31 protein-coding genes and 2 pseudogenes are annotated in these 26,892 nt (G+C 36.9%); 11 read left to right on the forward strand and 22 right to left on the reverse strand.

Annotated elements, in window-relative coordinates; all coding sequences use genetic code 11:
• Window positions 1–37: 37 nt before the first annotated feature.
• The 10 genes and pseudogenes from F896_RS20805 to F896_RS09055 all read right to left on the reverse strand — a co-directional run bounded on the left by F896_RS20805 (window position 38) and on the right by F896_RS09055 (window position 6,444).
• Window positions 38–202, reverse strand: coding sequence for a hypothetical protein (locus F896_RS20805; RefSeq protein ID WP_016163851.1), 165 nt, complete (start codon window positions 200–202; stop codon window positions 38–40).
• 6 nt (window positions 203–208) lie between these two features.
• Window positions 209–764 (reverse strand): annotated as a pseudogene (locus F896_RS0119870) (putative metallopeptidase); the annotation flags it as partial.
• Between the two features lie 274 nt (window positions 765–1,038).
• A complete protein-coding gene (locus F896_RS21380; protein ID WP_322783589.1) occupies window positions 1,039–1,305 on the reverse strand; it encodes a hypothetical protein in 267 nt (88 codons plus the stop codon).
• A 67-nt stretch (window positions 1,306–1,372) separates the two neighbouring features.
• Complete coding sequence (locus tag F896_RS20810) at window positions 1,373–1,525, reverse strand: hypothetical protein (protein WP_155765786.1); 153 nt, start codon at window positions 1,523–1,525, stop codon at window positions 1,373–1,375.
• A 271-nt stretch (window positions 1,526–1,796) separates the two neighbouring features.
• On the reverse strand, window positions 1,797–2,072 hold the full coding sequence (locus F896_RS09075; protein WP_016163853.1) for a hypothetical protein: 276 nt from the start codon (window positions 2,070–2,072) through the stop codon (window positions 1,797–1,799).
• Between the two features lie 560 nt (window positions 2,073–2,632).
• Entirely contained in the window at window positions 2,633–3,094 is a 462-nt protein-coding gene (locus tag F896_RS09070; protein WP_032882397.1) for a hypothetical protein, read from the reverse strand.
• 227 nt (window positions 3,095–3,321) lie between these two features.
• A complete protein-coding gene (locus F896_RS09065) occupies window positions 3,322–3,522 on the reverse strand; it encodes a hypothetical protein (protein ID WP_005189164.1) in 201 nt (66 codons plus the stop codon).
• A 105-nt stretch (window positions 3,523–3,627) separates the two neighbouring features.
• Window positions 3,628–3,859 (reverse strand): annotated as a pseudogene (locus tag F896_RS21245) (hypothetical protein).
• A 118-nt stretch (window positions 3,860–3,977) separates the two neighbouring features.
• Window positions 3,978–4,808 (reverse strand): DUF4882 family protein, encoded by an 831-nt coding sequence (locus F896_RS09060; protein ID WP_016163856.1) that lies wholly within the window; start codon window positions 4,806–4,808, stop codon window positions 3,978–3,980.
• 625 nt (window positions 4,809–5,433) lie between these two features.
• Window positions 5,434–6,444 (reverse strand): 3-oxoacyl-[acyl-carrier-protein] synthase III C-terminal domain-containing protein, encoded by a 1,011-nt coding sequence (locus tag F896_RS09055; RefSeq protein ID WP_016163857.1) that lies wholly within the window; start codon window positions 6,442–6,444, stop codon window positions 5,434–5,436.
• Between the two features lie 705 nt (window positions 6,445–7,149).
• Here F896_RS09055 and F896_RS20815 point away from each other — a divergent pair.
• Complete coding sequence (locus tag F896_RS20815; protein WP_016163858.1) at window positions 7,150–7,323, forward strand: site-specific integrase; 174 nt, start codon at window positions 7,150–7,152, stop codon at window positions 7,321–7,323.
• A gap of 246 nt (window positions 7,324–7,569) precedes the next feature.
• On the opposite strand, the gene F896_RS09050 is transcribed toward F896_RS20815, so the two are convergent.
• The 4 genes from F896_RS09050 to F896_RS09035 form a co-directional block, all read right to left on the reverse strand.
• A complete protein-coding gene (locus F896_RS09050) occupies window positions 7,570–8,166 on the reverse strand; it encodes a nitroreductase family protein (protein ID WP_016163859.1) in 597 nt (198 codons plus the stop codon).
• Window positions 8,167–8,348: 182 nt separating this feature from the next.
• Window positions 8,349–9,467 (reverse strand): signal recognition particle-docking protein FtsY, encoded by a 1,119-nt coding sequence (gene ftsY, locus F896_RS09045; RefSeq protein WP_016163860.1) that lies wholly within the window; start codon window positions 9,465–9,467, stop codon window positions 8,349–8,351.
• A 119-nt stretch (window positions 9,468–9,586) separates the two neighbouring features.
• Window positions 9,587–9,916, reverse strand: coding sequence for a type IV pilus modification PilV family protein (locus tag F896_RS09040; protein WP_016163861.1), 330 nt, complete (start codon window positions 9,914–9,916; stop codon window positions 9,587–9,589).
• A gap of 111 nt (window positions 9,917–10,027) precedes the next feature.
• On the reverse strand, window positions 10,028–10,387 hold the full coding sequence (locus tag F896_RS09035) for a hypothetical protein (protein ID WP_016163862.1): 360 nt from the start codon (window positions 10,385–10,387) through the stop codon (window positions 10,028–10,030).
• A gap of 226 nt (window positions 10,388–10,613) precedes the next feature.
• Between F896_RS09035 and F896_RS09030 the strand changes: the two genes are divergently transcribed.
• The 3 genes from F896_RS09030 to F896_RS09020 all read left to right on the forward strand — a co-directional run bounded on the left by F896_RS09030 (window position 10,614) and on the right by F896_RS09020 (window position 12,199).
• On the forward strand, window positions 10,614–10,847 hold the full coding sequence (locus tag F896_RS09030; RefSeq protein ID WP_004653777.1) for an SEL1-like repeat protein: 234 nt from the start codon (window positions 10,614–10,616) through the stop codon (window positions 10,845–10,847).
• 404 nt (window positions 10,848–11,251) lie between these two features.
• Window positions 11,252–11,629 carry a DUF2750 domain-containing protein gene (locus F896_RS09025; RefSeq protein WP_004806719.1) on the forward strand — a complete coding sequence of 126 codons (378 nt, stop codon included), beginning with the start codon at window positions 11,252–11,254 and terminating at the stop codon, window positions 11,627–11,629.
• 138 nt (window positions 11,630–11,767) lie between these two features.
• The gene (locus F896_RS09020; protein ID WP_016163863.1) at window positions 11,768–12,199 is read left to right on the forward strand and encodes a CBS domain-containing protein; all 432 of its coding nucleotides are present in this window, start codon (window positions 11,768–11,770) and stop codon (window positions 12,197–12,199) included.
• A gap of 62 nt (window positions 12,200–12,261) precedes the next feature.
• On the opposite strand, the gene F896_RS09015 is transcribed toward F896_RS09020, so the two are convergent.
• On the reverse strand, window positions 12,262–13,476 hold the full coding sequence (locus tag F896_RS09015) for an aspartate aminotransferase family protein (protein WP_016163864.1): 1,215 nt from the start codon (window positions 13,474–13,476) through the stop codon (window positions 12,262–12,264).
• Between the two features lie 164 nt (window positions 13,477–13,640).
• On the opposite strand from F896_RS09015, the gene grxD reads away from it, so the two are divergent.
• The gene (gene grxD / locus F896_RS09010; protein WP_004639270.1) at window positions 13,641–13,982 is read left to right on the forward strand and encodes a Grx4 family monothiol glutaredoxin; all 342 of its coding nucleotides are present in this window, start codon (window positions 13,641–13,643) and stop codon (window positions 13,980–13,982) included.
• 51 nt (window positions 13,983–14,033) lie between these two features.
• On the opposite strand, the gene F896_RS09005 is transcribed toward grxD, so the two are convergent.
• Window positions 14,034–14,357, reverse strand: a complete 324-nt coding sequence (locus tag F896_RS09005; protein WP_016163865.1) for a hypothetical protein — start codon at window positions 14,355–14,357, stop codon at window positions 14,034–14,036.
• Window positions 14,358–14,437: 80 nt separating this feature from the next.
• On the opposite strand from F896_RS09005, the gene F896_RS09000 reads away from it, so the two are divergent.
• The gene (locus F896_RS09000; protein WP_016163866.1) at window positions 14,438–14,866 is read left to right on the forward strand and encodes an HD domain-containing protein; all 429 of its coding nucleotides are present in this window, start codon (window positions 14,438–14,440) and stop codon (window positions 14,864–14,866) included.
• Window positions 14,867–14,921: 55 nt separating this feature from the next.
• Window positions 14,922–15,842, forward strand: a complete 921-nt coding sequence (locus F896_RS08995) for a LysR family transcriptional regulator (RefSeq protein WP_016163867.1) — start codon at window positions 14,922–14,924, stop codon at window positions 15,840–15,842.
• Window positions 15,843–15,869: 27 nt separating this feature from the next.
• Here the strand turns inward: F896_RS08995 and map are convergent, their stop codons facing one another.
• A complete protein-coding gene (map, locus tag F896_RS08990; protein ID WP_016163868.1) occupies window positions 15,870–16,664 on the reverse strand; it encodes a type I methionyl aminopeptidase in 795 nt (264 codons plus the stop codon).
• Between the two features lie 359 nt (window positions 16,665–17,023).
• On the opposite strand from map, the gene brnQ reads away from it, so the two are divergent.
• Both brnQ and F896_RS08980 read left to right on the forward strand, forming a co-directional pair.
• Window positions 17,024–18,325 (forward strand): branched-chain amino acid transport system II carrier protein, encoded by a 1,302-nt coding sequence (gene brnQ / locus F896_RS08985; protein WP_016163869.1) that lies wholly within the window; start codon window positions 17,024–17,026, stop codon window positions 18,323–18,325.
• A gap of 414 nt (window positions 18,326–18,739) precedes the next feature.
• Window positions 18,740–19,000, forward strand: a complete 261-nt coding sequence (locus F896_RS08980; protein WP_004806700.1) for a hypothetical protein — start codon at window positions 18,740–18,742, stop codon at window positions 18,998–19,000.
• A gap of 12 nt (window positions 19,001–19,012) precedes the next feature.
• Here F896_RS08980 and F896_RS08975 read toward each other — a convergent pair whose 3' ends face one another.
• The gene (locus F896_RS08975) at window positions 19,013–19,468 is read right to left on the reverse strand and encodes a hypothetical protein (protein WP_016163870.1); all 456 of its coding nucleotides are present in this window, start codon (window positions 19,466–19,468) and stop codon (window positions 19,013–19,015) included.
• Between the two features lie 135 nt (window positions 19,469–19,603).
• Between F896_RS08975 and F896_RS08970 the strand changes: the two genes are divergently transcribed.
• Window positions 19,604–20,461 carry an alpha/beta hydrolase family protein gene (locus F896_RS08970; RefSeq protein WP_016163871.1) on the forward strand — a complete coding sequence of 286 codons (858 nt, stop codon included), beginning with the start codon at window positions 19,604–19,606 and terminating at the stop codon, window positions 20,459–20,461.
• Between the two features lie 703 nt (window positions 20,462–21,164).
• Window positions 21,165–21,629, forward strand: coding sequence for a MarR family winged helix-turn-helix transcriptional regulator (locus tag F896_RS08965; protein ID WP_016163872.1), 465 nt, complete (start codon window positions 21,165–21,167; stop codon window positions 21,627–21,629).
• 66 nt (window positions 21,630–21,695) lie between these two features.
• Here the strand turns inward: F896_RS08965 and F896_RS08960 are convergent, their stop codons facing one another.
• From F896_RS08960 to zapE, 4 genes are all read right to left on the reverse strand, one after another.
• The gene (locus tag F896_RS08960) at window positions 21,696–22,358 is read right to left on the reverse strand and encodes an SOS response-associated peptidase (RefSeq protein WP_016163873.1); all 663 of its coding nucleotides are present in this window, start codon (window positions 22,356–22,358) and stop codon (window positions 21,696–21,698) included.
• Window positions 22,359–22,434: 76 nt separating this feature from the next.
• Window positions 22,435–23,055 carry a 2OG-Fe(II) oxygenase gene (locus tag F896_RS08955; protein ID WP_016163874.1) on the reverse strand — a complete coding sequence of 207 codons (621 nt, stop codon included), beginning with the start codon at window positions 23,053–23,055 and terminating at the stop codon, window positions 22,435–22,437.
• Between the two features lie 184 nt (window positions 23,056–23,239).
• Window positions 23,240–25,402: a malate synthase G gene (locus F896_RS08950; RefSeq protein WP_016163875.1), complete on the reverse strand. Its 2,163-nt coding sequence runs from the start codon at window positions 25,400–25,402 to the stop codon at window positions 23,240–23,242.
• 288 nt (window positions 25,403–25,690) lie between these two features.
• On the reverse strand, window positions 25,691–26,836 hold the full coding sequence (gene zapE / locus F896_RS08945; protein WP_005153415.1) for a cell division protein ZapE: 1,146 nt from the start codon (window positions 26,834–26,836) through the stop codon (window positions 25,691–25,693).
• Between the last annotated feature and the right edge of the window lie 56 nt (window positions 26,837–26,892).

The following is a 26,892-nucleotide window of genomic DNA, read 5'->3' on the forward strand; positions in this document are numbered from 1 at the left end:
AATTTCTGCAAAACATTAACAAAACTGTTAGCTATTATTATGCTTGAATTGGCCATTTTGACATGTGGTCTATTTCAAAATCATATTGATTTGAAAGGAAAATATTTAAATCTAAAAAGTAAAAAAACCGCTTAAATAAGCGGTTTTCCTTATAGATATCAGCCTTAGCCACTGTTGGCCGTTGATTTGCAGCATTCACCATTGCTTAAATTTCCTTATTAGCGCCAAAACGGTGTACTACTACTCCCGTGAATTCTTCTACGTCATGCCCTTGTATTGCCAAATTAGGTTTTCCCGTCTTGCGGTTATATGAAGGGGTTCCATATTGATCTTTCTTGTGTGCGATGTGATAAAGCTCATGTTCAATCAAAGCACAGAAATCAACATCATTTGCTTGCTGGGCATAAGTTGCATCAATCGTAATTAAATAATTGGGCAAATCATTGAACCATTGATAAAACTGTTATTCCTGTCGTTCTTTCTTCCACCCACCAGCATTGATAATGACCTTTTCAGCTTTTGGCCAACCACAAACCGACCTTGTTTCTGAAATTCACTTTTAGCCCACATCACGACAATCTGTGGATAGTCGAATGATCCCAGATGAGCATGATCAGGGTTAAATAGCTTGTGTTCGAGATTGAGAAAATAGACTTTACCCATCGCCATAATTCAGGTGCATGTGCAAAGTTTGGTGTATCTCGGGCAAATATCCATTCTGGTGGATAAGGTCGTTGCTGGATAACAAATCCGACTTTGTTCATAAATTTCACTCATTAAAAAACCCACCGAAGTGGGCATATTCTTTAACAATCACTTTTACTGAACTATTTTATTTTTATTCCATTTTCTGATGACATCCTTCTTCTAAAATTACTTGTCCAATAAGTAGAGTAAATCTCTATCATCTATTTCCCTTTTTCTATGTTGCTCCATTTGCTATTGATATTCTTCTTCTGAAACTACTCGTTTATTAGGTGTAGAATCAATGAGCTTCAAATAACTTTTATTATCTAAAGACCTATTTTGTCCAGAATATTAAGCTTTGTCATAAGCGCTCATACCCGATGTTTGAAATGGATCTTCATAACTTCGTGTAGCTTGGTTATAATTTTGATTTTCCCATTTTATTTTTAGTAGATTTGATAACTCAAAAAAATCCACATTCTCACTGCTGTTATTCTTATTAAGAACGTCTTCTTCTTTAACAATCAAAATAGATGGTTTTTTGCCGAAAAAATCATCGGCACTGTATACAGGGCTAAAAACCCCTAAACTAATTAAAAATAATAGTATTCTAACCATCAAATGTATGCGTTCACTACAAACCATTGGAATACATGAATTTTATATAACTTTTGAAAAAAATCTACTACTCCTTATCATATTCTTTTAGTGCTTTTTCAGCTTCCAAATAGTTTTGTTTAGCCTTAGGCAACGGTGAATTTCTTGCTTTTGATTTATGCTCGCGCTTTCTTGTGAGTTCAAAATATTTTGAAGTCCCCATCCCCACTTCAATAGTCATTGCTGTTTAATTTCAATATCGTTTGAAATAGCGTTTCAGGAGCGAGGGCTTCCCGATGGTTGTATTTATACTTCACAGGGTTCGTGCCGTTGGGTCAGCTATATAAATTGATCTGTTTGCGTTAAGGTAACTCCCTAAGTGATTAGGATTAAAAGATAAGGCGGTAACAGTTGCATCTTTTTGAGAAAGCCCGTGAGGGCTTTTATTTTGTCTTGTAATTGATGACAGATAACTTCAATAAAAAACCCTTCGAGGGTAGCTGCTAATTTTATTATTCTTCAAAGTAACCATCTACTTTTTCAAACACTTCATACCATTCCAGTGAGGTATCCACTAGAAAAAGCAGCTTTACCCCATTACATCCAAAAATTTCACACTTATAAGTAACTTCATCAAAAAGTACAGGTTCTCCCTCAGTAGTCTCTGATGAATCTGGATTTGATGGCTCTAATTTTGGAATCTTTATAAGATCATCTATTTTGATTCTTTTATCATTGTAAATTTCACCATCTTTTGGGCCACCTATAAAATACACTAAGCTTTTCATAATTATATCTATTATGTTTAGTCCAATTATATCAAAAAACATCACCCTGATCTTTAAGATTCAACATCCGATCAATCTTTTCGAGCAAAGGTTGAATTAGACTAAAGACATACAATAAAGCTCCACCAGTGGCGGAGCATAAAAGAAAACCTCCCGCAGGAGGTTGAAGCTAAATTATTTAATCAAACTAAATTCAATGGTTCCACATTATCTTTAAACATTTGTCTTCCATCGAATAAAAGCTATTCTTCCCTGATCATTTCTGAGAGTCTGCACACCGCTGCTTCAACTCTTTCATTGCACTTGGAGGCATCGGTGCTGCCTTCTTACTATGATAGTACGCGCACTCTTGACTTTCGACTTCAGGAGCAAGTTGATAACTGGCACACCCAGAAGTAAATATTGTCATAACACATATAGCAACAAATTTCATAGCTTGTCCTGAAGTTTATTCAATTTTAGTTTACGTGACATTTTATTTAAAAGCTAACGTTGCTTTTCTGCGCTCTAGAGTAAAACAAAAAAGCCCACCTTCCGATGAGCTTTAGCCATTAACTATCTTACTCCCCAATTGGGATTGAGAATTTAAGTTGATTATTTCTCTGATCCAATGGCACTGGGTTATGTTTTGCAATTCTTTGCTGGTAGTCTTTTTCAGAAATTAAACCTCTGTTCTTCGCCTTCAAAATTGAGTTGAACTGTTGCTCATGTCCTTGTGCATTTAAAGCATCGAAATGTCTATGTTCCAAATAGTATTGAGACCTATCATGAGGACTCATATTGGATGTATGCTGTTGTGCTACATGCGCTTGCTCTAATTCATAATTCCGTTGATTGACACGATCTTGTTCTTGTTGCTTCATCGACTCAAAGAAATCAAATTGTTCACTACTTTTGATCTCTTTATGAGGCTCTTCGCTATTTAGAATTAAAAGTGATTTATCTTTGCTGAAGATGTCATCTGCACTATATACCGAACCACAAGTTACCGTACTTATAAGAAGAATTACTATTCTTTTCACCCAAAAACTCAACATAAAATAAATAAATACAAGTGTATATTTTATTATTTCTTCAAAGTTATTTCAAATTAAATATTAAAAACAAAAGCTTATGATTGTACTAAAAATCTATAACTCTTTACTAACGATTCTTTATGATAAGGTTCTTATGATTTTTTACTTCATAAGTGAAATAAATTCGCTATAAAAAAACCTCCTGAAGGAGGTTTTTTTATTTCTTGATTCAATTAAAGATCAGTTCCAATAAACACACTCGAAATAAAGAATTCTGCATCTTCATCATCAGTTGAATCAAACTCTACCTCAAGGTGAATGACTTCAGCACCAGTCTTGTCTTTGAATTCTGCAAATTTCTTCTCAAGGAAATCTGAAATCTCATTTTCTAATGTTGCTCGTTCTTGGCGATATTGTTCTATTGCTTCTTTCATGATGGGTTCCTATTCATCTGAACAACCATAAAAGCAAACTATTATGAAAATAACAAGACAACAAAAAGCCCATCATTCGATGAGCTCAGTCTTCAGAATTTTATACTAAGAAATATATACGTATTTTTTCGATAGATGTTGGTTAGCTATCTTTGTAGTTTCAGAGTATGGCAATTCAGCACATAGCCAAAATCGGTATATATTTTCACCAAAGAATATATGTCTGTCGGTTATAAGTTGATGTTTTTCTAGGATCTATTTCACTTGCTTGGTAATAAGTCTCTTCACGATTAGCAACCATTTCACCATCAAAATTACCATCAACACCAATAAGTATCTTAACAATCCATAAAATTATAAATTTCAGCTTAACATATAAAGCAAAAAGCCCCACCAATGGCAACGCGTAAAAGAAAACCTCCCGAAGGAGGTCTTACGTTACAGCGAAATAATACTTACAAAATTAAATTACCGCAGATGTCTGTTGTTCCTGCTGGATATTCGAGTTTTATTCGAGAATGATCAGTAATAACTTCTGTTGAAAATTCTGAACCAATATCATTAACAAGCTGTGACACCATACTTGTTGAAACAAAAAATGCACTCTGTAGTAAATTATTAAAATTATACAAATAACCTAGATCAACACCATTTAACACAAAGCCAATTTGCTTTGTGTTTTGATTAATATAAATACCAATACGTTGAAGCTCTAATGATGTTTCATTAATTGCATAAAGTTTTTGGAAAAAATCTAAAGTCCCCGAAGTTGAAACATGAGCTACTTTTACAACAATAGCATTCCCCCAAATTGTATCATCTAGCTCATTTATACTTTGATTAGTTGCAAAACCACAACCAATCATTAAATATGTGCCATCGGATAAAACACCATAGACCCCACTTTCAATTAAAATACCTGTGTTTGCTTCAGGCAAATTTGTAAGTGGCCGCAAAGGCAAAACATTTAGTTCATTTTCAAAAGCCACAATACCTGTTGGTGAAATACTTTTTTCACCTTCGAGAGTTTGAATCACACCATTATTCAAATCTTTAATTTGCGTAATCAACGCTTTGCTATATGCAGCAAAAAATACACTTTCTTGATTAGCTTGAGCTTTAAAACTGAACTTCTGACCTTCCACAACAGGATACTTGCAATAATGCGGATAAAGAGAGGAAATATCTTCTGCAGTTGCATCAAAATCATAAGAACACAAATGATTTGTTGGACAAGTCGCACCACTCATAACTTTTGCAGATTTTTCTAATAATGTATTAAGCATAGTTTTTCCTTATTAATTAATAAAATATACAATTTTTTTGTACAACTTGATTATGTAACAAATTCAAAATACATACAAGCAATTCAAACACCAAAAATAAAATAAAATATTTTTATATTTTTTACATATAAATCAATATCTTATAACATGCAAAAAATATAAACTCCAAGCCAGATTACATAATTTGTTCGTGCATTTCACAAGTACATTTAAATATTTCTGATAACAAAAAAGCCCATCGTTCGATGAGCTCAGTCTTCAAAATTTTAAACGAAGAAATATACGTATTTTTTCGATAGATGTTGGTTTGCTATCTTTGTAGTTTCAGAGTATAGAAATTCAGCACAAAGTCATAAGTCATAAGTCATAAGTCATAAGTCATAAGTCATAAGTCATAAGTCATAAGTCATAAGTCATAAGTTTTTCACCCATAATGTAAATTTGTCGATTGTATGTCGGTGTTTTACTAGAATTGACTTCACTTGCTTGGTAATGAGTCTCTTCACGATTAGCAACCATTTCACCATCTAAATTCCCACCAATGGCAGGGTGTAAAGAAAGCCTCCTGAAGGATACTTTCTTTTTTAGCTAGATGTATTAGTAAAAATTTTGTTTATCCAATATTCTATAGCCTCCAGAGCATCAACCCAGTCTGATATCCTGCTCCCAAAGTCCATAACACAATTATATCACCAGATTCTATCAACCCTTTTTTAAGCCTACTTTCATATGCAATGAACAAGCTATTAGCTCCTGTATATCCATACACATCTCCAATATATTCAATTTTTTCCCATGGGATGTTCTTTTTTTCTTGAAGAATATTGATATTCATCTTCGTAAATTGTGAAAGTAAAAAGCATGAAATATCCTCTATTTTTAAGTTATTTTTTTCTAATAATTCATCAAGTGCAACTGCCGCAAATTCAACACTTTCAATACCACTAAATGTAGCCCAATGGATTTTTTCATTTACAGTCTCGGAACAAGAAAATCCTTTTGGAGGTAAAACAATTGTATCGGCAAAGCTACTATCTGTTTGGTAAACACGATCAATCATTCCTGACTCTGAATCATCCAAAACCTTTTCAATTATAATTGCTGCTGCCGCATCTCCAACAATAGTTGATGGTATTGGTGTATTTTCACTGCCTATTTTACTTAACTGATCAGCACCTATAACTAAAGCACGCTTGTATGATTCTTTAGATTGCAACAGGACTGATGCTTGTTCTAACGCTAGAAACATGCCTAGACAATTTGCATTAACATCAAAACAAACACATTCTTTCTTTAATTTTAGAGCTGAATGTAGCCACATTGCATTAGTCGGAGATAAGTATTCTAAGGTCGTTGATGCAAAAATAATAATGTCGATATCACCATCATTAATATTATGCTCTTTTAATACTTTTTTTGAAGCATTAATCGCCATTGTTAGCGCATTTTCTTCATTTCCAACAATAACATACCTCTTATCACGACCAACTTTTTCCAATATACCCTTAACTTTATCATCATTTTCAAACCGCCTTAGAAAATAGTCATTATCACGAATTGTTTGAGGGTGATATATATCAACAGCAGCAATTTTTAAGGAATCTTTTCGTTGTTGATTGGTTTTATATGTATTCATTATGTATTTTACTACTTTTATAAGTCTAAATTTAATTATAACCCATTCTGATTACTAAAAACCGAGAAAGAGTTTAAAATAGGTTTAGATCCAAATATTTTGGTAACAATTAAAAACCTATTAGTGATTATTTTTAAAAAATTCGATGCCAATCGTTATTTTAAGTTAATAGTAGTGTTATTTTTATTTCTTATTAAAAAATAAAATAGTAGTTCAGGTAATGATTATACACATCACAAGTACATTTAATTGAGATATTAAAAAACAATATATCGCTTATTTTTTGTATCCTTATAAAGATTATTAATGTAAAAAACAAAAAAACTGCAAAATGCGAGCTTTTAAATAGTGGATTACTATAACTTAGTCCACTATAACAAAAATATGCAACATTCTGCTCGACCAGTCAATTACTGTATTTTTAATCTTTTATCGTAGCCGTTGAGATGAGATCGAGCGCAGTTAATCATCATATGTGTCATTTGTTTTGATTGCTTTGTGATATCTGCTAATGATCTATTCTCAACCTTGTGCTTGATCAAAAGCATTAGAGCAAACTTCAAGGTGTAACCAAGTGTTTGTGATCTACCACTAAGCTCAGGTAAATGCTGTTGAAGCTTACTAGGGAAAATCTTTGACATTACGATCAGTAAGGACTTACCAGAAATAAAGTCTAATGCTTATCCTAGTTACGCCTCTAGGCAAATGCTAACCTTTCAAAAGATACCTGCCCTATCAATTTTCTTACACAAAAAAGCTGGTCATAGTGTTCAGGCATTAGATGGTCATACGACAGAAGCCTTGACTGAAAAATACGCGAGTGAGCATGAGATTTTATGGAATGATGTAGACGTTGGAATTAAGCTTCCATTTGCCTAAATGACAGAAATACTTACTGCAAAGCCCCTTAGTAAGTATTTGTTTTCTATAGATTCAATCAGTTCAAATTTCATTATAAAACAGCAGAAAGATAAACCATAAAAGTAATATATTTCAAATGGTTATGTTTATTTTTAAGCGCATTTACATCATTTTTGATTATAAATACCATACTTCTTTTAGTGAATATCCTATAGAAATAAAAAAGAGCACTATACAGTGCCCTTTTTCACTACCCGTTTTAACTTAGTTAAAAGTTTTGAAACGTGCAGAATCATCCATATATGTTTTCTCACCTGCCGCTGCTTCGATTGAACCGAATACAAGCTGAGCACGTAATTTCCAGTTTGCTGGAATATCAAAAGTTTCAGCAACTTCTGCATCAATAATTGGGTTGTAGTGCTGTAATGATGCACCTACACCGATTTCTGATAAAGCAGTCCAAGTAGCAAACTGTGCAATTGCACTTGAGTGCTCAGACCAAACTGGGAAGTTATCTGCATATAATGCAAATTGCTCTTGTAGACCTTTTACAACATCTTGATCTTCATAAAATAACGCTGTACCAAAACCAGCAGCAAAGCTATCAATTTTTGCACTTGTATTTGCAAAAGCTTCTGCAGGAATCATTTTACGTAAAGTTTCACGTACGATTTCCCAAAATTTAACATGAGAGTTGCCATACAAAGTCACAACACGTGAAGTCTGTGAGTTGAATGATGATGGGCTTTGTTTTACCGCTTCACGGATGGTCTCTTCAATTTTAGTTTGGTCAACTGTAAGGTTTTTACCAATCGCATAAATGGTACGGCGTGATTTAATGCTATTTAAGAAGTTGCTCATGTTGTTATTCCTACCTATGTGCCCTTTGGGGCGTTATCTTGGATTGAATGTAGTGTATAACGACGCATTTTTTAGGAATAGTCTAAAAAACATGACAGATCGTTTTATTTTTGAAACAGTCTTATTTTTTATTCGAAATAAAAAACTCCACATGTCGTGGAGTCTTTTTTAACACAATTTAATTACTTATCGGTTTCAAATAATGCAGCAACGAATGATTTAGCTGAGAAAGGGCGTAAATCATCAATCTTCTCACCCACACCAATATAACGAATCGGCACATGGGTACGACTTGCAATATTAAATAACACGCCGCCTTTTGCTGTACCATCAAGCTTGGTAATGGTAATCCCGGTTAAACCAACTGCCTCGTCAAACAGCTGAACTTGGTTAATTGCATTTTGACCCGTGCCAGCATCAACGATGAGCATAATTTCATGCGGCGCAGTTGCATCAATCTTTTGCATCACACGCTTCACTTTTTTCAGCTCTTCCATCAAGTTGGCTTTATTCTGTAAGCGTCCCGCAGTATCCGCAATCAAGACATCAATGCCTTTGGCACGCGCACTTTCAAAAGCATCAAAAATAACCGAAGCACTGTCTGCACCATGGCCTTGAGCAACTACGGGGATGTCATTACGCTCACCCCAAATTTGCAGTTGTTCAGTCGCTGCCGCACGGAACGTATCACCTGCAGCAAGCATGACTTTCTTGCCTTCGCCTTGTAAACGCTTCGCCAATTTACCGATAGTTGTGGTTTTACCCACACCATTTACACCAACCATGAGAATCACATAAGGCGATTTGTTAGGATCGATATGCAGTGGTTTAACACGCGGTGCGAGTAAAGCGACCAATTCTTCTTGCAGTGCTTTGTACAACGCATGGGAATAAATCAAATCACCACGAGCTGTTCTTTCAGTCAAATTCGCAATAATGGTTTTGGTTGCATCTACACCAATATCAGCAACCAACATTTGCTCTTCAACTTCTTCTAATAATTCGTCATCAATCTCTTTACCACCGATCAAGATGTTGACCATTCCATCGGTGAAACTACGACGTGTTTTAGTCAAACCATCTTTCATGCGGCCAAAGAATCCCGTAGCTTGGGTTTCTTCTTCAACAGCAGGTGCTGTTGCTGCAATTGTTACAGGTGCTGGGGTCTCAACTGTAGTTTTTACAACTGGCTCATCAATAATGGGAACATCGACAGCAGGTAAATTCGGTAATGTGACATCATCATCACCAATGTCAGCATCTATCAAGAATTTATTTTGCATATTCGATTGCTGTTGCATGTCGATTCCTTGAGAATAAAGCAGCTTTTTAAAAAGACCGCTAGTCTAGCATAAATTGATTTCTTTTTTCCGACAGAGGCAAACCATTCATTTATAAATAAAAATGAATCGTTTAAAACTCACTCATCTTCTTTAGCCATCGCCGGGTATTGTTTAATACGATTCGATTCAAATTGGTAAGCATTTAAAAGCTTTAGATAATCTACACGTCGAATTTTAGCCTGTTCCAAAGTATCTTCGGCCAAATGCTGTGTTCTTGGATGGCTCGCCTGCTGTGCGTACTGAACAACTTTTTGATACTGCACTGTGTTAATTGGACGTTGTAATGCGTTATACGCAAGTATAAAAATAGACAAAATAATAATACCGACCAAAACATTATAAAATTGGTCCAACTTAAATCCTAATTTGGATTGCATAACCTTATGTTTAAAAATTATAGACAACATAATCTACCTCGAATTAGAGGTAGTGTAAGTCTCTGATTCGCTAAGGACAAGCACAACGTTCAATAAGTCACAATTCCACAACTTATTGAACGCACACTACTTTAGCAATGATTAACTTACTAATGTACGAACAAAGGAAAAGTACAAAATAAATGCAATAATCACCAAGGTAATAAAAATGGCAAACATCCCGACACCACTTTCAGCATCTGCAGGATGCAAGTCATCATCATCGGCAATATTTTTCAACTCTCCATCGTAGATCCTATAAAACTGATCTTTTTGTTCAGGACTTAAATGACTCGCAAAGTCATACACCCGTTTACGTTGTGCTAAGCAATAATCACCCAAGTGAATTTCTTGATGGAAAATGGCTTCATCAAGTAATTGACGATGATGATGAGCTAACGCAATAATTTGACTTTCTAATGGTGGGACATCCACAGTTACGCCATCAATGATATTGGACATGTTATTCTCCTTTTCTATTATTCTCAGTTTGATTTTACTTAAAATTATTTGCGACATATGTTTAATCGTGTAAGATTTTATTTACGTAATGACACCGAATATATTTGACAATTCAATCAATTTTGTCATAATAATTTAACAAATCTAAGTTAAAGTAGCTTAAATTCAAAGTAGAGTAACTTTGAATAGAATTTGCGGTAATCATAATTAAAATAAGGAGTTATATATGATTCAACAATTTACACACCATGAACTAGAGCATGTATATGCAAATGCGGTAAATACAATTCAATCGCAAAAAAACTTCCAAGATGCAGTGAAAGAGCTTGAAGAAGTAGCTAAAGCAGGTCACGGTAAAGCGGCATTATTTTTAGCAGAGTTGTATTATCAAGGCTTCCGAGTAGAACGTGATTCCTTGAAAGCACAGTATTGGCAGAAGATGGCAACCTTACAAGCATAATGAAACGTCACTTAGGTGGCGTTTTTTAATACCTGCGTAAAACGAATCAACACTGTTCTTTCATATTCCTGACTTGCGCTGTGCCAAAGCTTTGTCGCTTTGTCTTGCTCAGGTGGCGTTTTTTAATACCTACATAAAACGAATCAACACGGTTCTTTCATATTCCTGACTTGCGCTGCATCAAAGCTTATTCGCTTTGTCTTGCTCAGGTGGCGTTTTTTAATACCTACGTAAAACGAATCAACATCATTCTTTCATATTCTTGACTTGCGCTGTGCCAAAGCTTTGTCGCGTGGATGAGATACTTACAATATTTGCTTACGATTTAGATCAATTGTTTAAACATAACTGCCATCTATCTTTCTTATAATAAAACATAAGTTTAAGAATATTAGTTTAATAACATGTATCGTTTTAGCCATTTCCAACCAGTCTCACGTGAGTTGATGTTTAAAATTTCAATTCTAAAAACAATGATGTATTGTGGCGTTCTTTGGGGTTTATACCATCAAGGTTGGGCAATCAAATCGGATCAAGATGGTCACGTATTCCCCTTTTGGCTGAACGGCGTACAAGCACATCGCTATGCTAAAGCGCACTGGAAAAACTACACACCACGTAAGATTACCCCGAAAGATTTCCATGAGTCATTGCTTCCAACTTTAACCCGTTTACAAGTTGAACCTGCTTTATTTAACTCTTCGCATCGTAAATTTAAACTTTCAACTCAGCAAATGCAGCATTTCTTCTTTATGCCACATCAATCAGCAGTGACGGTTTAATTATTCCCCCTACTCCAGTGATGACTTTTTAGACACTCATGAAGAAAAGTTATCATTGGAATGAAATTAGGGCTTTGCATTTAAAAAAAATACCGTTAAGTTAAATGAAAATGACAATACAACACAGGTGGATAAACAATGACAATCGTTGCTCAAGTCATCAAGAATAAAGCAGTACAATCAATTTTTACCATTTCACCAGATGCGACGGTACTTGAAGCAATTAAAATTATGGCTGAAAAAGGTGTTGGTGCTTTAGTTGTCGCTGAAAACGAAACAGTTGTAGGTATTTTTTCTGAACGTGACTATACCCGTAAAATTGCCTTGATGGAGCGTTCATCAAACAATACACCTGTATCGGACATTATGACATCAAAAGTGATTTCTGTAGGTCTAAACCATACTGTAGAAGAATGCCTAAACCTCATGACTGACCGTCATTTACGTCATTTACCTGTGCTTGATCAAGAAATGTTAGTTGGATTTATCTCTATCGGAGACTTAGTTAAAGCTGCAATGGATGATCAACGCATTCTGATTGAACAGCTTCAACAATATATTTCTGGCTGATTCCCTATACAAATAAAAAAGGGCAAATGAATTGCCCTTTTTTATTATTCAATCTACATCGATTATGCTTTTAGAAAGTTCTGAATCACAGGAACGAGACGTTGTAATAACTCATCTGCTTGCGCTTGTGTCATGTTTAATGGTGGTAATAAACGTACCACTGAACCTGCCGTTACATTGATAATCAACTTATATTCATCACGTGCAATCGCAACCAGTTCTGCACAGTCTTTTGGTAGTTGAATACCAATCATCATACCAAAGCCACGAACTTGAACATTGTAATCGGCCAATTGCGCTCTGAGTTGATCGACAATATAGGCACCCACTGTAGCAGCGTTCTCAACTGCATTTTCCTTTTCCAGTGTATCAAGCACCGTATATACCACACGCGAACCCAACACGGTTCCACCATAAGTTGAACCATGACTACCTGCACCAAGTAATCCCACGGCTTTGCCTTGTGTCATGACGGCACCAATTGGAAAGCCATTCCCTAAGCCTTTGGCCGTTGTCATAACATCAGGAATAATGCTGGTATGTTGATAAGCAAAGTATTTGCCTGTACGACCATTCCCTGTTTGAATCTCATCTAGCATCATCAACCAATTATGTTGATTACATAGTGCACGTACATCTTCTAAGTAACTAAACCCTTGTGGTGCAGTATTCACACCGCCTTCACCCTGAATAGGCTCAATCAGAATTGCAACGATATCTGGATGGTTGATGGCCGCTTCTTGAATCGCTTCCACATCACCAAACGGTACACGAATAAAACCTTCGACCAAGGGCGCAAAACCTTCCTGAACCTTTTTATTGCCAGTTGCTGACAAGGTTGCCAAGGTACGGCCATGGAAAGATTGTTCCGCGACTAAAATTTTAGGGTATACAATGCCTTGTTGAGCACCAAATTTACGTGCAATTTTGATCGCACCTTCATTTGATTCAGCGCCACTGTTTGAAAAGAAAATCTCTTCCATACCTGAAACGGCAGCCAATTTCTGTGCCGCAGCTGTTTGCCAAGGAATTTCATATAGGTTGCTGGTATGTACCAAAGTCGCAGCTTGTTCAGCAATCGCTTCTGCAATCACAGGGTGTGCATGTCCTAAACCGCACACAGCAATCCCCGTTAACGCATCTAAATATTCTGTCCCCTCTGCCGTATATAGATACGCCCCTCGTCCTCGTACAAAGCTGATCGCTTGGCGACCATAGGTTGCCATAAGGTGTGATGGTTGATCAGGTTGCACAGGAGCAAGAGTGATATTAGTCATAACAAACTCAATCTATCAGTAGTTGTGGTGAAAAAAGTTATATAAGCAAAAACTTGCGTAGATTGAAAGCCTAAAGTCACATTTATATAAGAAAAATCTTTCGCAATCCTCCGTCACGCTTTTTTTTTAGGTATAATGCAAGGAGATTAGTTGAGGATCTATCTATGACGGAACAAGCGCGTGATACAGTAGCGTTAATTCGTGATCAAATTGCGAAACACCCTGTTTTACTTTACATGAAAGGCACTCCACAATTCCCGCAATGTGGTTTTTCTGCTCGTGCAGTAGAAGCACTTAGCCAAATTGGTCGTCCATTTGCCTATGTAAATATCTTGGAAAATCAAGATATTCGTGCAACTTTACCTCAAATTGCGAACTGGCCTACTTTTCCACAATTATGGATCAATGGCGAGCTCATTGGTGGTAGCGATATCATGCTTGAAATGTTCCAAAATGGTGAGTTAAAACCATTAGTTGAACAGTACAGCCCAGCGCCTGAAGCATAAGCTGTTAAGCAAAAAGCCAATCAAATGATTGGCTTTTTTATTGGACGAATTTTAGTTTGGACTAAAACCAACATAGCGGAACATCCCTTCTACACCCAAATCAGCTTTATAAATGTGTAAGTCAGGATAATTTGCTTGGGTCACACTGGCAAAAATATTCATATTGGGGTCTTCATGAATTTCATCGACAGATTGTGGTAAAACTTCTTCAAAGCGATCTGCGATAAACTCAAAGCCCAAATCCATTGCCATAAACACTGTATGCTCACACGGTTGAACATATTGCTCCTGATCCCAGTCTAGAACAGCATGCTGGCAAAAAGGACATACTATGTTTTGGGTCGCATCGACAATGTTGATGAGTTGATATGACATATATAATAAAGCGTTAAAAATTTCAGTTAGTTTAAAAGAATATGACGCGCTAATCTATCTTGCATAGGAGGATTTAGCTGATGGCAACACTTGAACAAGCCATTGCATTCGCAGCAAAACAACATGAAGGTCAAGTTGATAAAGCCAACGTACCCTATATTTTACACCCGCTTAGAGTCATGCTGAATGTACCTAGTATGGATCATAAAATCATTGCTGTTCTGCACGATGTCTTAGAAGATACCGAAACAAGCGTTGAAGATTTAAAAGCTTTAGGATTCCAGACATACATTATCGAAGCAATCGTTGCTCTCACCAAACAGGATGGTGAGTCTCGAATCGAAGCCGCTCAGCGCACTGTACAAAACCCTTTGGCACGTGTTGTGAAATTGGCAGATATCACTGACAATATGGACTTGTCTCGAATTTCATCGCCAACAGCCAAAGATTTTGAGCGATTGAACGAATATAAACAGGTTCGAGATATTTTATTGGCCCAAAATGTTTAATAATTACGTGTGTATGAATTTAACTTGATGACAAGAAGCTGGAGTTTATAGCGTAATGCTAACGGATTTAGATGATTTTTATTGCTTTGCGCTCGTTGTAGAGCACGGTGGCTTTAGTGCCGCAGAACGTGCGACTGACATTCCTAAATCTAAACTCAGCCGCAGAGTTTATAATCTTGAAGAACAACTGGGTGTGCGTCTGATTCAACGTAGTTCGCGCCATTTTGCCGTGACTGATATTGGTATGGATGTCTACCGCCATGCGCAAGTCATGATGAATGCCGCGCAAGCAGCGCACGATGTGGTCAATCATTTAAGCAGCCAACCCCGTGGCGTGATTAAAGTAAGTGTGCCTGTTGATATTGCACAAAACCAGATGGCAAAAATCCTACCTGCCTTTTTGAAAAAATATCCTGAAGTTCGGGTTCAGATGATGATCAGCAACCGTCGTGTTGATGTCATTAACGAAGGAATTGATCTCGCTTTACGAGTTCGTTCTAAATTGGATGATGATCCGAACCTCGTATTACGCCAATTTGAAGCGATTGAACAACGTCTCTTTGCCAGTCAAGCCTATTTGAATGAATTTGGTCATCTCAACAGTCCAGAGCAACTTGCCGAACACCGCATTATTAGCATGTCGGAAGAACATCTGGATCAACAATTCTTACTCACGGGTCCAGATCAACAACAGAAAAAGATTAAAGTGAATCCTGTGATTATGGGATCAAATCTTCTCATGTTGGCAGAGTTAGCAACGCAAAACTGCGGAATTGCGTTACTACCAGACAGTATTGCCCAAGACTTTGTAAAAACAGGGCAACTTGTCACAGTGTTACCAGAATGGACTGCACCACACGGTGTTTTCCACGCAGTTTATCCATCGAGACGCGGTCTATTGCCGGCTGTTCGTGTTTTTATTGATTATTTGGTTGAACAACTTACCCAATGCTCAACTAAAAAAAAGCGCGATTAAAAATCGCGCTTTAATTTATCGGACAACTTAAATGGCTGAATAATGTCCTGTGCCATTCGGCCATGGCGTTAATAGCTCAAAGCCATCATCCGTTACAGCTACCATGTGCTCCCACTGAGCAGACAATGATTTATCTTGTGTCACCACAGTCCAACCATCATTAAGTTCTTTCACATAGCGTTTTCCTGCATTGACCATCGGCTCAATGGTAAACACCATGCCTTTTTTCAGGACCAAACCTTGACCTTTCTGACCGTAGTGCAAGATATTTGGCTGTTCATGGTAAATACGACCAATACCATGCCCACAGTATTCACGCACAATACTATAGCCTTCGCGCTGCGCAACAGATTGGATGGCATAACCAATATCACCCAATGTTGCACCTGGTTTCACCGTATGAATCCCTGCCAACATCGCCTCATAAGTGGTTTCTACCAGTTTCTTCGCTTCCGGCTTGGGCTCACCAACAAAATACATTCGGCTAGTATCACCAAAATAACCATCTTTAATCACAGCAACATCGATATTTAAAATATCACCCTCTTGCAAAATCTTTTTCGCAGAAGGAATGGCGTGACAAACTTCTTCATTGACAGAAATACAGGTCGTCTTGGTAAAACCGTGATAGCCCACATTGGCTGGAATCACTTGCAACGTATTCACAATATAATCATTGCAGATATCATCTAAATATTCAGTTGAAACGCCAGGCTTGATATAAGGCCCGATCATTTCTAACACTTGTGCCGCTAAACGACCAGAGATACGTAATTTCTCCAGATCTTGCTCAGTTTTAATGGTCACAGTAGAAGCTCTCATTCGAGATTTTCCTTATTCATCAATCAGATTAAAATCACATGCAGAAAAATTAATATGGGGACTGCATAAAGTATTTCAATATTTGTACGCCTTCCCATTGAAATCTTCAATCTATTTAAGACTAAAAGACCATTTTTATTTTTATATTTAAATTCGGTTAGCCTAAAAGGAGGAATCTACATGCTTCTGCATTTTTTGAGTTTTGGAAAGCTTTTCAACACATTAGCTTTACCATTACTAATTATATGATTTTAATCATTTCTTTTTAGTCAAAAATCAACCAAATTTCACATAAATTAGTTTCAAAAGAACGCATTTTTGTTCTAAAATTCGCACTTTTATTTTATGCCTCCCTCTTTATGAATCAACTTCGTACAGGAGATATCATTGCTTTAGGTTTTATGACCTTCGCGTTATTTATTGGCGCAGGCAATATTATCTTTCCTCCAATCGTTGCTCAGCAGGCTGGTGAACATGTCTGGCTTGCTGCCTTCGGTTTCTTAATTACCGCAGTTGGTTTGCCTGTCATTACGATTATGGCCTTATCCCGTATGAAAGGTTCAATCGAAATCATCAGCTCTCCACTTGGACGATTCTTTAGCTTACTACTCACCATTGTTTGCTATTTATCCGTAGGTCCATTATTTGCAACACCGCGTACTGCAACAGTTTCTTATGAGATTGGCTTTGCACCGTATTTTGGTACATCAGGTAGCAGCCTTCTTATTTATAGTATTGTGTATTTTGCATTTGTGACAGCAGTTTCACTTTATCCAAATAAATTACTCGATACGGTTGGCCATGTACTGGCACCTTTAAAAATCATTGCCTTGGCAATCTTAGGTATCGCAGCATTTGCGATTCCAACAGGTATGATTTCAGCGCCTGTGAATAACTATATCGCAAGTCCTGTTTCTGAAGGTTTCGTTAGTGGTTATTTGACCATGGATACCTTAGGTGCACTGGTATTTGGTATCGTGATTATTCAAGCGATCCAATCACGTGGTGTAACAGATACAAAACTGATTACCAGATATGCCATTATCGCAAGTTTGATCGCGGGTGTTGGACTCACGCTTGTGTATATCAGCTTGTTTAAACTTGGCTTAGGCAGTCATGAAGTCGCGCCTAATGCAGCCAATGGTGCAATTATTCTGCATGCTTATGTACAACACGCATTTGGTGATTACGGATCGTATTTCTTAACCATCTTAATTTTCCTTGCATGTATGGTAACCGCAATTGGTCTCACCTGTGCTTGTGCTGAATATTTCACAGAATTAACAGGCTTATCTTATAAGTTACTTGTTTTTATCCTGACTGGCTTTTCTTTGTTGATTTCTAATCTAGGTCTAACAAAGCTGATTGCAATCTCAGTTCCTGTACTTAGTGCAATTTATCCGCCAGCGATTGTCGTGATCATGCTCAGCTTCTTCTGGAAACGTTGGAACAATCCGTCCATCGTCGTTGGATCTGTAACTGCTGTTGCTTTCCTTTTTGGTATTTTTGAAGCAATTAAAGCGGCTGGCTTTACTGCGCAATTACCGACTTTTATTCAGCATTTACCATTGAACGAACAAAATCTTGCATGGTTACTGCCATCGCTGATCGTTCTTGTTTTTGCAATTGTGGTCGATCGCGTATCAGCATCTAAAGATTAAAATGATTTGTCGTTAAAATGATGTTTTACCCAAACATGATTTTAGCTATACAAAAAATGTTCTTTTATCCAATGCTCATTTTTTGTTTACGACAAATCTTTCTTTTCTTGATTTAAAGTTAACACTGTCAAATACAACCCGATTGTCTTTATTTGTGATCTAAAACAACTATTTCATTTAAATAAGTTGATAGGCAAATTTTTCAAAATGTAAAAATAATAGCTAATATTTAACTAAAAAATAGTATAAATCAATATAAAAAATACTTAAAAGTTATATAAATCAATACATTTAGAAATTTATTTTCAAAATAGTCATTATCCCTATTGAAATGCTCAGAAAATAGCAGTACAACTTAAAAAACAATTCAGACAAAAACACATGGTTTTGTCGTCACAACAAGGAGGGATGGAGATGTTATCAATACATTTCAGCAAGCAAGTCTTCATTAACACTCTGAAGGCAAATGATTCAATCGTATATGCAACTACAACGCTGGCCTTAATGGTTACGTTGTTATTTCAAGGCACAATTAAAGGTAATTTAAAACCCGAATATTTTGCATATGCATTGATTGTATCTCTGGCCTTTTGTATGTGGGCGATCGTCGATCGAAAGTTTCGACAGTTAAGCGCAGTGCGCCAAAAAAATTCTTTAGGAAAAATGGATGAGTGATCATCCATTTTTTTAATGTAAAAATTGAACAATTGTTCCCAATACTAAAATCCCAGTTGCACCCAACTCTACAATAATTAAACTCAACATCATCAACGTCATACACCATGCTGGTAAAGTCCATTTCCCCACTTGATGCGGCTGTTTGAATTGATTGGTTGTATCTTTTAGTAGTCCATGCAAGATATAAATTAAAATCGACATCGTAAAGAAGAATAGGTTTGCAACAACACAAAATAATGCGATTGAATCAGATAAAACTGTAAAAAAACTTAAGGCTGCTAAAATTAGACTGGCTGCTGCGTAAAGTAGACTGCTCCGATGTGCAATATCCACATAATAATGTGCTCTTGCCTGCGCTGTTTGTCTGATTTGATAATATTTCCAAACTCCAGTCAGCATCCCCACCCATAGAAAAATCCCACTAAATACAATAGCAAGCTGTGTTGCAGTATTTAAAACGTACATAACATCCCCGAAATTAAAATATTCCTTTTGTGTGCGTATATTACATAAAATTTGACTTTTAAGTCATTTTTTAAACGAGTTTCTTTTTGGAACTTGTGTAAAGTAGAACGATGCATATATAAGAGTATCTTTCTAATGAAGAGTTATGAATCTTTTTGGATCAGTTGCAAAGATGACTATCAACTTGCAGCGCAATTTTATCCTGCACAAGATCATACCAAACCCTACCCAATCTTGATTTGTCCAGCGACAGGAATTACTAAAAATTTCTATCATGCTTTCGCAGAATGGCTTAACCAACAAGGTTATAGCGTTTTAAGTTTTGATTTTCGCGGTATTGGTGAGTCTTTACATGGCCCGCTCAAGAATTCTACGGCCAGTATAAATGACTGGGGAATTTATGATATTCCAGCCGCAATTGAGACCTTATTAGAGCGAACTCAAGCTGAAAAAGTGATTATTGTTGGTCATAGTGCTGGTGGGCAATTACTCGGGATTACTTCAAACTATAACAAGGTTGCTAAGGTTTTAGCGATCGCCGGCTCAACAGGTCATGTCAAAGGTTTGAAAGGTAAAACCAAAATCCTTGCGCCGGTCATGTTTAATGTTATTTTCCCAGTTTCCAGCTTTTTAAAAGGTTATGGCGCAACTCAATTTATTGGAATGGGAGAAAACCTCCCTAAAAATGTTGCAAAACAATGGGCTGAGTTTTGTAGTAAACCTGGCTATGTGATGAATGCGATTGGTAAAAGCATCTTCGAAGATTATCATCAGGAAATTCAATGCCCGATTACTTCTTTTTGGGCAACTGATGATGAAATTGCCACCCAAGCCAATGTCAAAGACTTACTGCGCTTATACCCCAATGCACCAACCAAATTAATTGAACTGAATCCACAACAACATGGCTATAAACAAATTGGACATATGTCGATGTTTAAAAAGTCACATCAAAAACTATGGCCCCTGATGGAAAGTGAACTTAAGCTTTAAGAAAAACATTCAGTCATCACAATTTTGCACTTTACGCATCTAAACCTGTAATCCTGTTTAGATGCGTCTTTTTATCTATTTGATCTCCGAAGCTCAATTGTTATCCCTTTCATATCTTTTTTTGATTTCTCACTATTCGTCCTACACACCAAATTTATATCTAAATTAACCCATCAAAATCTATTCAAAGCTACAAATTTTAAAATTTCATCGAAAAAATGTGATAAAGAATGTATTTATTCAACTTTTTAAAAAATTTTTATGTGCTATATTTTAACCAATTGATTAATTCAAACATTTGTATTAGCTATTTTTTTAAGCGTTATTTATTTTATAAATATATTGATTTCGTATATTTATGACATTTTAGACAGAAAATATTATAAAAATGTCACGTCAAAAATCGTATTTTTTTTCTACAATACGATTATTCTACAAATAAGCAGTAATGCAAGACTGTAGGACAACCTTGAGGGAAAGACGACTGGATAGTACATCATTAATAGCTGATTTATGTGAATTTTATGATGACTTATTCATTGAGAATAAAGATAATTTCACCGTTATCTTTGAACAGATTTGTTAAAAAATGGAATGCTAAAAAAATCAGAGGATCGATTTTTTTAACAGGCAAGTTATAGACATTTCATGGAATCTAGGAGCGACTAGGAGTGGCTCCTTGTGCAAGTATAGGAAATAAGTGATGCCAAAAAAATATGCGCGTTTTTTACCTACAGCCGATTCATTTAACCTGGAAGACTTTCCTTTTTACTGGATTTCTCAAGTAAATGCTCAGTACGTTCAAAATATCGATAACGTGCTCAAAAAATATGGCTTAGACAATTCTCGTCGCCGTATTCTCATTGCATTGCATGTCAAACCTCATGCCAGTGTGTCAGAGCTTTCCGACATGGTCATTTCCAAAATGTCGACCACAACCAAGATTGTTTATCGCCTCAAAGATGAAGGTTATATCGATACTTATTCGTGTAAGGACGATGGTCGTATCACTCGCGTCTATCTAACAGACAAAGGCCAGGAAATGATTACTAAAATCAATGATCTTACCTCAGTTATCCTCGAACAATCATTTGATGGCTTAACGCCATTGCAAATTGAAAAAACAATGGAAATTCTACGCCATATGTTTAAAAATCTTGCGCGCTAAGCAACTGATTTAAAAAAGGCTTCCAATTGGAAGCCTTTTTTAATCTCATCAACTCAAATATTAAGCTCAATCAAACATATTCAGTTGCGGTGTTATTTTTACGATCTTTGCTTTAGGAACATGGGAACACTCAAATTCTTCTACAGGAAAACCCTGCATAAACTCATAGAGCTGATGTGGTTGTTTTAAGCTTAACCATTCATCTAAACGCTCATGCGGAATAACTACTACTGACCGCTTTACATCTCCCGGCTCATGGAAATCTTTCATCATCGGATGGTCTATCGCGTCCATCGTGAGCATGGTTGCCGAACGGATCACCTGATCGTTCAACTTTCGAATTTCATACAGTGCTGCGATATAAAATGCTTGTCCATCTTTACGACGTACACCCCATCTTTGTGGCTTATTATCAATATATTTACTTTCATAAAACTCGGAAACAGGAATAACTCCAAATTTGCACTTTGAAGCTGCCTCCAAGAAACTAGGTTTCTGAAAAATGGTTTCATGTCGAGCATTATAAGTATGCTTGGAAATATTGGTATCTTCCGACCATTTTGGTACCAAACCAAACAATACTTCCCGCCACTCCAGCCCTTGCTCCGATTTAAATAGCAAAGGGGTTGTATAACTTGGGTAAACTTCATCCCCATATTCAAATGGAATCAAAGGTAAACCAAGCTGCTGAGCTTGCTCGACTGTTAATGGTTTATAGTTGGCACACATAGTTGGTTGAGTATTTATCCTTAAAAACAAAGTTAAAAAAAGGAGGTATCAAGCCTCCTCTTTCTAATTGCATAAATTAGCCAAATAACTTTTTCATTTTTGCACTTAAACCATGGATAAAGCGGTGCTTGGCATTGGCTTTGTCGCTAGTTAAAAAGTTGATTTGAATTGATTGACGCTGTCCTTCAAAAGGTACATAACCATGCCAACCATTATCAGTCACTTTAAATGCAACCAATGTACCTGGACCCGCATCAATTTCTTCGACGTAGTCATCCATGTTCTTTTCATCATTCAAGATACGTAGACGACCTGTAGGCGCATCCCAAGACTCATTTAGATAAATAAGAATAGTCAGAAGTTTGGTTTTCGAGTCAGAATGAATACGACCATCTTTTTGGCGTGAATAACCACGCAAGGTGATCATCATTGGATGTTCCATCACATCCACATCAAATTTTTCAGTTAAAATCTGACGGAATTCTTTGGTATCTAAAGACTTTAAAAAGCGATCAAAATTAGGCTTAATTTCAACATCTTCAATGTTGTAGCTACCACCCTGTTCAATCTTTGGGAAATCCTGAATAACAGCTTTCACTTCGCTATCTACGATCGAATTTTCTACTACAAAGTAAGGATACGGCGAAGTAGAAACTTGCGCTTGTTTTAAAGCATCTAATTTTAAAATTTGTGACATCGTTATGATTCGGCTAAATGATCAAACTGCGAGAATTATAACAAAAATTTCATCAAGATGATGTTTTATCCTGTTCCAGATGAATTGGGCCACTTAAATTGAGTCTATATTTTTACAGTTAAAGTCCACAGGCTCCATACAAAATAAAAAAGCCTCCGAAGAGGCTTTTTTATTTTAGATGAACTTAATCACCTGTATAACCTTTTAATTTTAAACGTGCAGCATGTAACAATGGCTCTGTATAACCTGATGGTTGCTCTGCACCCTTGAAGATCAAGTCAGAAGCAGCTTGGAATGCAATCCCATCAAAGTTTGGTGCCATTGGTGTATACAATGGATCATTGGCATTTTGCTGATCAACAATCACAGCCATACGTTTAAGCACTTCTTCAACTTGCGCACGCGTTACGATACCGTGACGTAACCAGTTTGCAACGTGTTGAGATGAAATACGTAAAGTAGCACGGTCTTCCATCAAACCAACGTTATTGATGTCAGGTACTTTCGAACAACCAACACCAAGGTCTACCCAACGAACCACATAACCCAAGATACCTTGACAGTTATTTTCAAGTTCGTTGTTTAACTCTTCCGCAGTCCAGTTTGTTTCTGGCGCAAACGGTGGTGTTAACAAGTCATCTAATGACAACATGTTTTCAGCAGCCAACTCATCTTGACGTGCTTTTACATTGATCTGGTGATAATGCAATGCATGAAGTACCGCACCTGTTGGAGATGGAACCCATGCACAAGATGCACCTGCATTTGGATGTGCAGTCTTCGTCGCCAACATGTCTTTCATGCTGTCTGGTTTTGGCCACATGCCTTTACCAATTTGCGCTTTACCTTGTAAACCACATGCTAAACCAATTGCAACGTTACGGTTTTCATAAGCAGCAATCCATTTTTGTGTTTTAACTGCTTCTTTACGAACAACTGGTGCAGCTTCCATAGAGGTATGGATTTCATCACCTGTACGATCCATAAAGCCTGTATTAATGAAGATGGTGCGATCTTTCGCAGCAGCAATACAGTTCTTCAAGTTTACAGAGGTACGGCGCTCTTCATCCATGATACCGATTTTGAGTGATTTTGCAGGCAAGCCAATCGCTTGTTCAGCACGCTCAAATAATTCAACCGCAAATGCAACCTCTTCTGGACCATGCATTTTTGGCTTAACAATATACATTGAACCTTTACGAGAGTTTTGATTTTCGTTTTGACCACGAATATCCGCAACTGTCAGTAATGGAGTCACTAGCGCATCCATGATGCCTTCAAACACTTCTTGACCATCAACAAGGATAGCAGGGTTTGTCATGAGGTGACCCACGTTACGAAGCAACATCAATGAACGACCATGTAATTTAGTCGTGCCACCAATGAGGTTCTGAACAGTACGGTCTTTGTTTAGGGTACGAGTAATGGTCTTACCATTTTTCTCGATTGACTCTTGTAAGTCACCTTTCATTAGGCCTAACCAGTTACGATAGCCTTCAACCTTCTCTTCAGCATCAACTGCAGCAACTGAATCTTCCAAATCCTGAATGGTTGTTACCGCAGCTTCGAGAGTTAAATCTTTCACACCAGCAGCATCAGTCTTACCCACTGGGCTGTTCGCATCGATTTCGATAATCACATGCAAACCATTATTCAACAAAACGATCTCAGTTGGGCTTGCAGCTTCGCCGTTAAAACCAACAAATTGTGATTCATGTGCCAAAGAAGTGGTTGAACCATCTTTTAACGTTACAGCTAAACCGTTATTCACCACTGCATATTGAGTTGCATCGGCATGCGAACCTTGAGCCAATGGGAAAGTTTGGTTTAAGAAATCTTTTGCGAAAGCAATAACTTTATCGCCACGAACTGGGTTATAACCTTTGCCTTTCTCTGCACCGCCTTCTTCAGAAATAACATCTGTGCCATACAGTGCGTCATATAAAGACCCCCAACGTGCATTTGCAGCATTCAAGCTATAACGCGCATTACGTACAGGTACAACCAATTGTGGACCTGCTAATAATGCAATTTCTTCATCTACATTTTCAGTTGTAACCTCGAAGTCAGCAACTTCAGGCACTAAGTAACCAATTTCAGTTAAGAATGCCTTGTAAGCATTTAATTCAAATTTATTGTTACGATGCCATTCATCAATCTTTGCTTGAAGATCATCACGCTTAGCCAATAATGCTTTGTTCTTTGGGCTAAGGTCTACAACGACTTGCTCGAAGTTTTTCCAGTAAGTTTCACTATCTAAACCAGTGCCTGGTAAAGCTTCATTTTCGATGAAATCGTAAAGTTCTTTAGCAATCGCTAGCTTGCCTTTTTGAATACGTGCAGTCATTGTCTTTCCTGATGGTGCTAACTTTTTATAACAAGAATTCTAGTATACTGATTTATACTAGCCTGAATAGTAATATCACATTCCTAAATAGTAAGCATTTTCCCCATTAGAAGTATTGACAAACACATTTTTTTATACCTATCAAAATATCAAATAATGAGTTTTTACTATCGTTATGCGACATACTCCCTTTTTCAAACTCATCTAGTTATAGCAAAATTTGACCAAGAATAAAGCCTTATCCATGTAAGTTTATAAAAAAAGGCATTCCGAAGAATGCCTTTTCATTTATGAAGTCTGTGCGACCTGAATTTGTCGATGCTCCGAATGTAGATAATCATCCGATTGCATTTCCAATAAACGTGAACGCGTCCGTTCAATCTCAAAGGCCAATTTCTCGCCTTCATACAGATCGATAATCGAATCTTCTGAGGTGAGAATCAGTTTTACACCGCGGTCATAAAACTCATCGACCAAGTAAATAAAGCGGCGTGTTCCTTCAGACAGGAAATCGGTCAAATGCGGAACATTGCTGACCAAAACCGTATTATAGATATTCGCGATTTCAATAAAGTCTGCTGGGCTACGTGGTTTAAAACATAACTCTGAAAATTCACACCACAATACGTCTTCCGTATGCCCCAATGTTTCAACCACACGATTATTAATCATGATCGGTGAGTTTGACTGCGTCTGGGTTTGTGTCAAAGCTTTAAAACGGCCAGATAACCACGCTTGAGCATCATCAGTTAATGGATATTTGAACAGTTGCGCCTGCTTCAATACGCGCAAACGATAATCCACCCCAGCATCAACATTCAAAACACTACAGTTCTTCTTCACCAGCTCAATCGTCGGAATAAAACGATCACGATGAATTCCATTTTTGTATAGACCATCTGGTGCAATGTTTGACGTTGCAACCAATGTTATTCCACGCTCAAACAGCTTTTGGAACAGATCACTTAAGATCATGGCATCGGTTACATTCGATACGAAAAATTCGTCAAAACAAATGACAACGGCATTCTTATAAATTTGATCAGCGACCAAATCTAAAGGGTTACGTTGTCCAGAAAGTTTATTCAACTCTTTATGTACATGTTGCATAAAATGATGGAAATGCATACGTGTTTTACGACGGAATGGTACAGATTCATAGAACTGATCCATTAGCCACGTTTTTCCACGACCTACACCACCCCACATATAAACGCCTTTAGGATAAGTCTGACGACGGAAACGTCGAAATGCTTTCTTTGAAGCCTTATAGCGAGTGTGTAACTCTTTCCATACTCGATCTAACTCTTGCACAGCCTGAGCTTGTGCTTCATCTGGCATGAATTGTCCTGACTCAATTGCTTGAGCATAACGCTCGGCAGGTGATGTTGGGATAAATGCAGTGCTATGTGAGTCTGGTTTAGAATTTGACATAAGGTGTTATTGCAATTTTAATTGGTGAAAATTATATCGAACATTCCGTTCAATGA

Origin of the sequence: Acinetobacter genomosp. 15BJ (assembly GCF_000400715.1) — a bacterium.
Classification (GTDB): Bacteria; Pseudomonadota; Gammaproteobacteria; order Pseudomonadales; family Moraxellaceae; genus Acinetobacter.

What these genes read in the sequence shown, in the direction of transcription:
- F896_RS09050 (WP_016163859.1), bottom strand. Translation starts at nt 8,166, where the DNA reads ATGAGCAACTTCTTAAATAGCATTAAATCACGCCGTACCATTTATGCG.
- ftsY (WP_016163860.1), bottom strand. Translation starts at nt 9,467, where the DNA reads ATGCAACAGCAATCGAATATGCAAAATAAATTCTTGATAGATGCTGAC.
- F896_RS08975 (WP_016163870.1), bottom strand. Translation starts at nt 19,468, where the DNA reads ATGTACGTTTTAAATACTGCAACACAGCTTGCTATTGTATTTAGTGGG.
- F896_RS09000 (WP_016163866.1), top strand. Translation starts at nt 14,438, where the DNA reads ATGGCAACACTTGAACAAGCCATTGCATTCGCAGCAAAACAACATGAA.
- F896_RS09005 (WP_016163865.1), bottom strand. Translation starts at nt 14,357, where the DNA reads ATGTCATATCAACTCATCAACATTGTCGATGCGACCCAAAACATAGTA.
- F896_RS21380 (WP_322783589.1), bottom strand. Translation starts at nt 1,305, where the DNA reads ATGGTTAGAATACTATTATTTTTAATTAGTTTAGGGGTTTTTAGCCCT.
- F896_RS09035 (WP_016163862.1), bottom strand. Translation starts at nt 10,387, where the DNA reads ATGTCCAATATCATTGATGGCGTAACTGTGGATGTCCCACCATTAGAA.
- F896_RS08980 (WP_004806700.1), top strand. Translation starts at nt 18,740, where the DNA reads ATGTTATCAATACATTTCAGCAAGCAAGTCTTCATTAACACTCTGAAG.
- F896_RS20805 (WP_016163851.1), bottom strand. Translation starts at nt 202, where the DNA reads ATGGTGAATGCTGCAAATCAACGGCCAACAGTGGCTAAGGCTGATATC.
- F896_RS09075 (WP_016163853.1), bottom strand. Translation starts at nt 2,072, where the DNA reads ATGAAAAGCTTAGTGTATTTTATAGGTGGCCCAAAAGATGGTGAAATT.
- F896_RS09015 (WP_016163864.1), bottom strand. Translation starts at nt 13,476, where the DNA reads ATGACTAATATCACTCTTGCTCCTGTGCAACCTGATCAACCATCACAC.
- F896_RS09065 (WP_005189164.1), bottom strand. Translation starts at nt 3,522, where the DNA reads ATGAAAGAAGCAATAGAACAATATCGCCAAGAACGAGCAACATTAGAA.
- F896_RS08995 (WP_016163867.1), top strand. Translation starts at nt 14,922, where the DNA reads ATGCTAACGGATTTAGATGATTTTTATTGCTTTGCGCTCGTTGTAGAG.
- map (WP_016163868.1), bottom strand. Translation starts at nt 16,664, where the DNA reads ATGAGAGCTTCTACTGTGACCATTAAAACTGAGCAAGATCTGGAGAAA.
- F896_RS09040 (WP_016163861.1), bottom strand. Translation starts at nt 9,916, where the DNA reads ATGTTGTCTATAATTTTTAAACATAAGGTTATGCAATCCAAATTAGGA.
- brnQ (WP_016163869.1), top strand. Translation starts at nt 17,024, where the DNA reads ATGAATCAACTTCGTACAGGAGATATCATTGCTTTAGGTTTTATGACC.
- F896_RS20810 (WP_155765786.1), bottom strand. Translation starts at nt 1,525, where the DNA reads ATGACTATTGAAGTGGGGATGGGGACTTCAAAATATTTTGAACTCACA.
- F896_RS20815 (WP_016163858.1), top strand. Translation starts at nt 7,150, where the DNA reads ATGCTAACCTTTCAAAAGATACCTGCCCTATCAATTTTCTTACACAAA.
- F896_RS09030 (WP_004653777.1), top strand. Translation starts at nt 10,614, where the DNA reads ATGATTCAACAATTTACACACCATGAACTAGAGCATGTATATGCAAAT.
- F896_RS09025 (WP_004806719.1), top strand. Translation starts at nt 11,252, where the DNA reads ATGTATCGTTTTAGCCATTTCCAACCAGTCTCACGTGAGTTGATGTTT.
- F896_RS08970 (WP_016163871.1), top strand. Translation starts at nt 19,604, where the DNA reads ATGAAGAGTTATGAATCTTTTTGGATCAGTTGCAAAGATGACTATCAA.
- grxD (WP_004639270.1), top strand. Translation starts at nt 13,641, where the DNA reads ATGACGGAACAAGCGCGTGATACAGTAGCGTTAATTCGTGATCAAATT.
- F896_RS09055 (WP_016163857.1), bottom strand. Translation starts at nt 6,444, where the DNA reads ATGAATACATATAAAACCAATCAACAACGAAAAGATTCCTTAAAAATT.
- F896_RS08960 (WP_016163873.1), bottom strand. Translation starts at nt 22,358, where the DNA reads ATGTGTGCCAACTATAAACCATTAACAGTCGAGCAAGCTCAGCAGCTT.
- F896_RS08965 (WP_016163872.1), top strand. Translation starts at nt 21,165, where the DNA reads ATGCCAAAAAAATATGCGCGTTTTTTACCTACAGCCGATTCATTTAAC.
- F896_RS09060 (WP_016163856.1), bottom strand. Translation starts at nt 4,808, where the DNA reads ATGCTTAATACATTATTAGAAAAATCTGCAAAAGTTATGAGTGGTGCG.
- F896_RS08955 (WP_016163874.1), bottom strand. Translation starts at nt 23,055, where the DNA reads ATGTCACAAATTTTAAAATTAGATGCTTTAAAACAAGCGCAAGTTTCT.
- zapE (WP_005153415.1), bottom strand. Translation starts at nt 26,836, where the DNA reads ATGTCAAATTCTAAACCAGACTCACATAGCACTGCATTTATCCCAACA.
- F896_RS08950 (WP_016163875.1), bottom strand. Translation starts at nt 25,402, where the DNA reads ATGACTGCACGTATTCAAAAAGGCAAGCTAGCGATTGCTAAAGAACTT.
- F896_RS09020 (WP_016163863.1), top strand. Translation starts at nt 11,768, where the DNA reads ATGACAATCGTTGCTCAAGTCATCAAGAATAAAGCAGTACAATCAATT.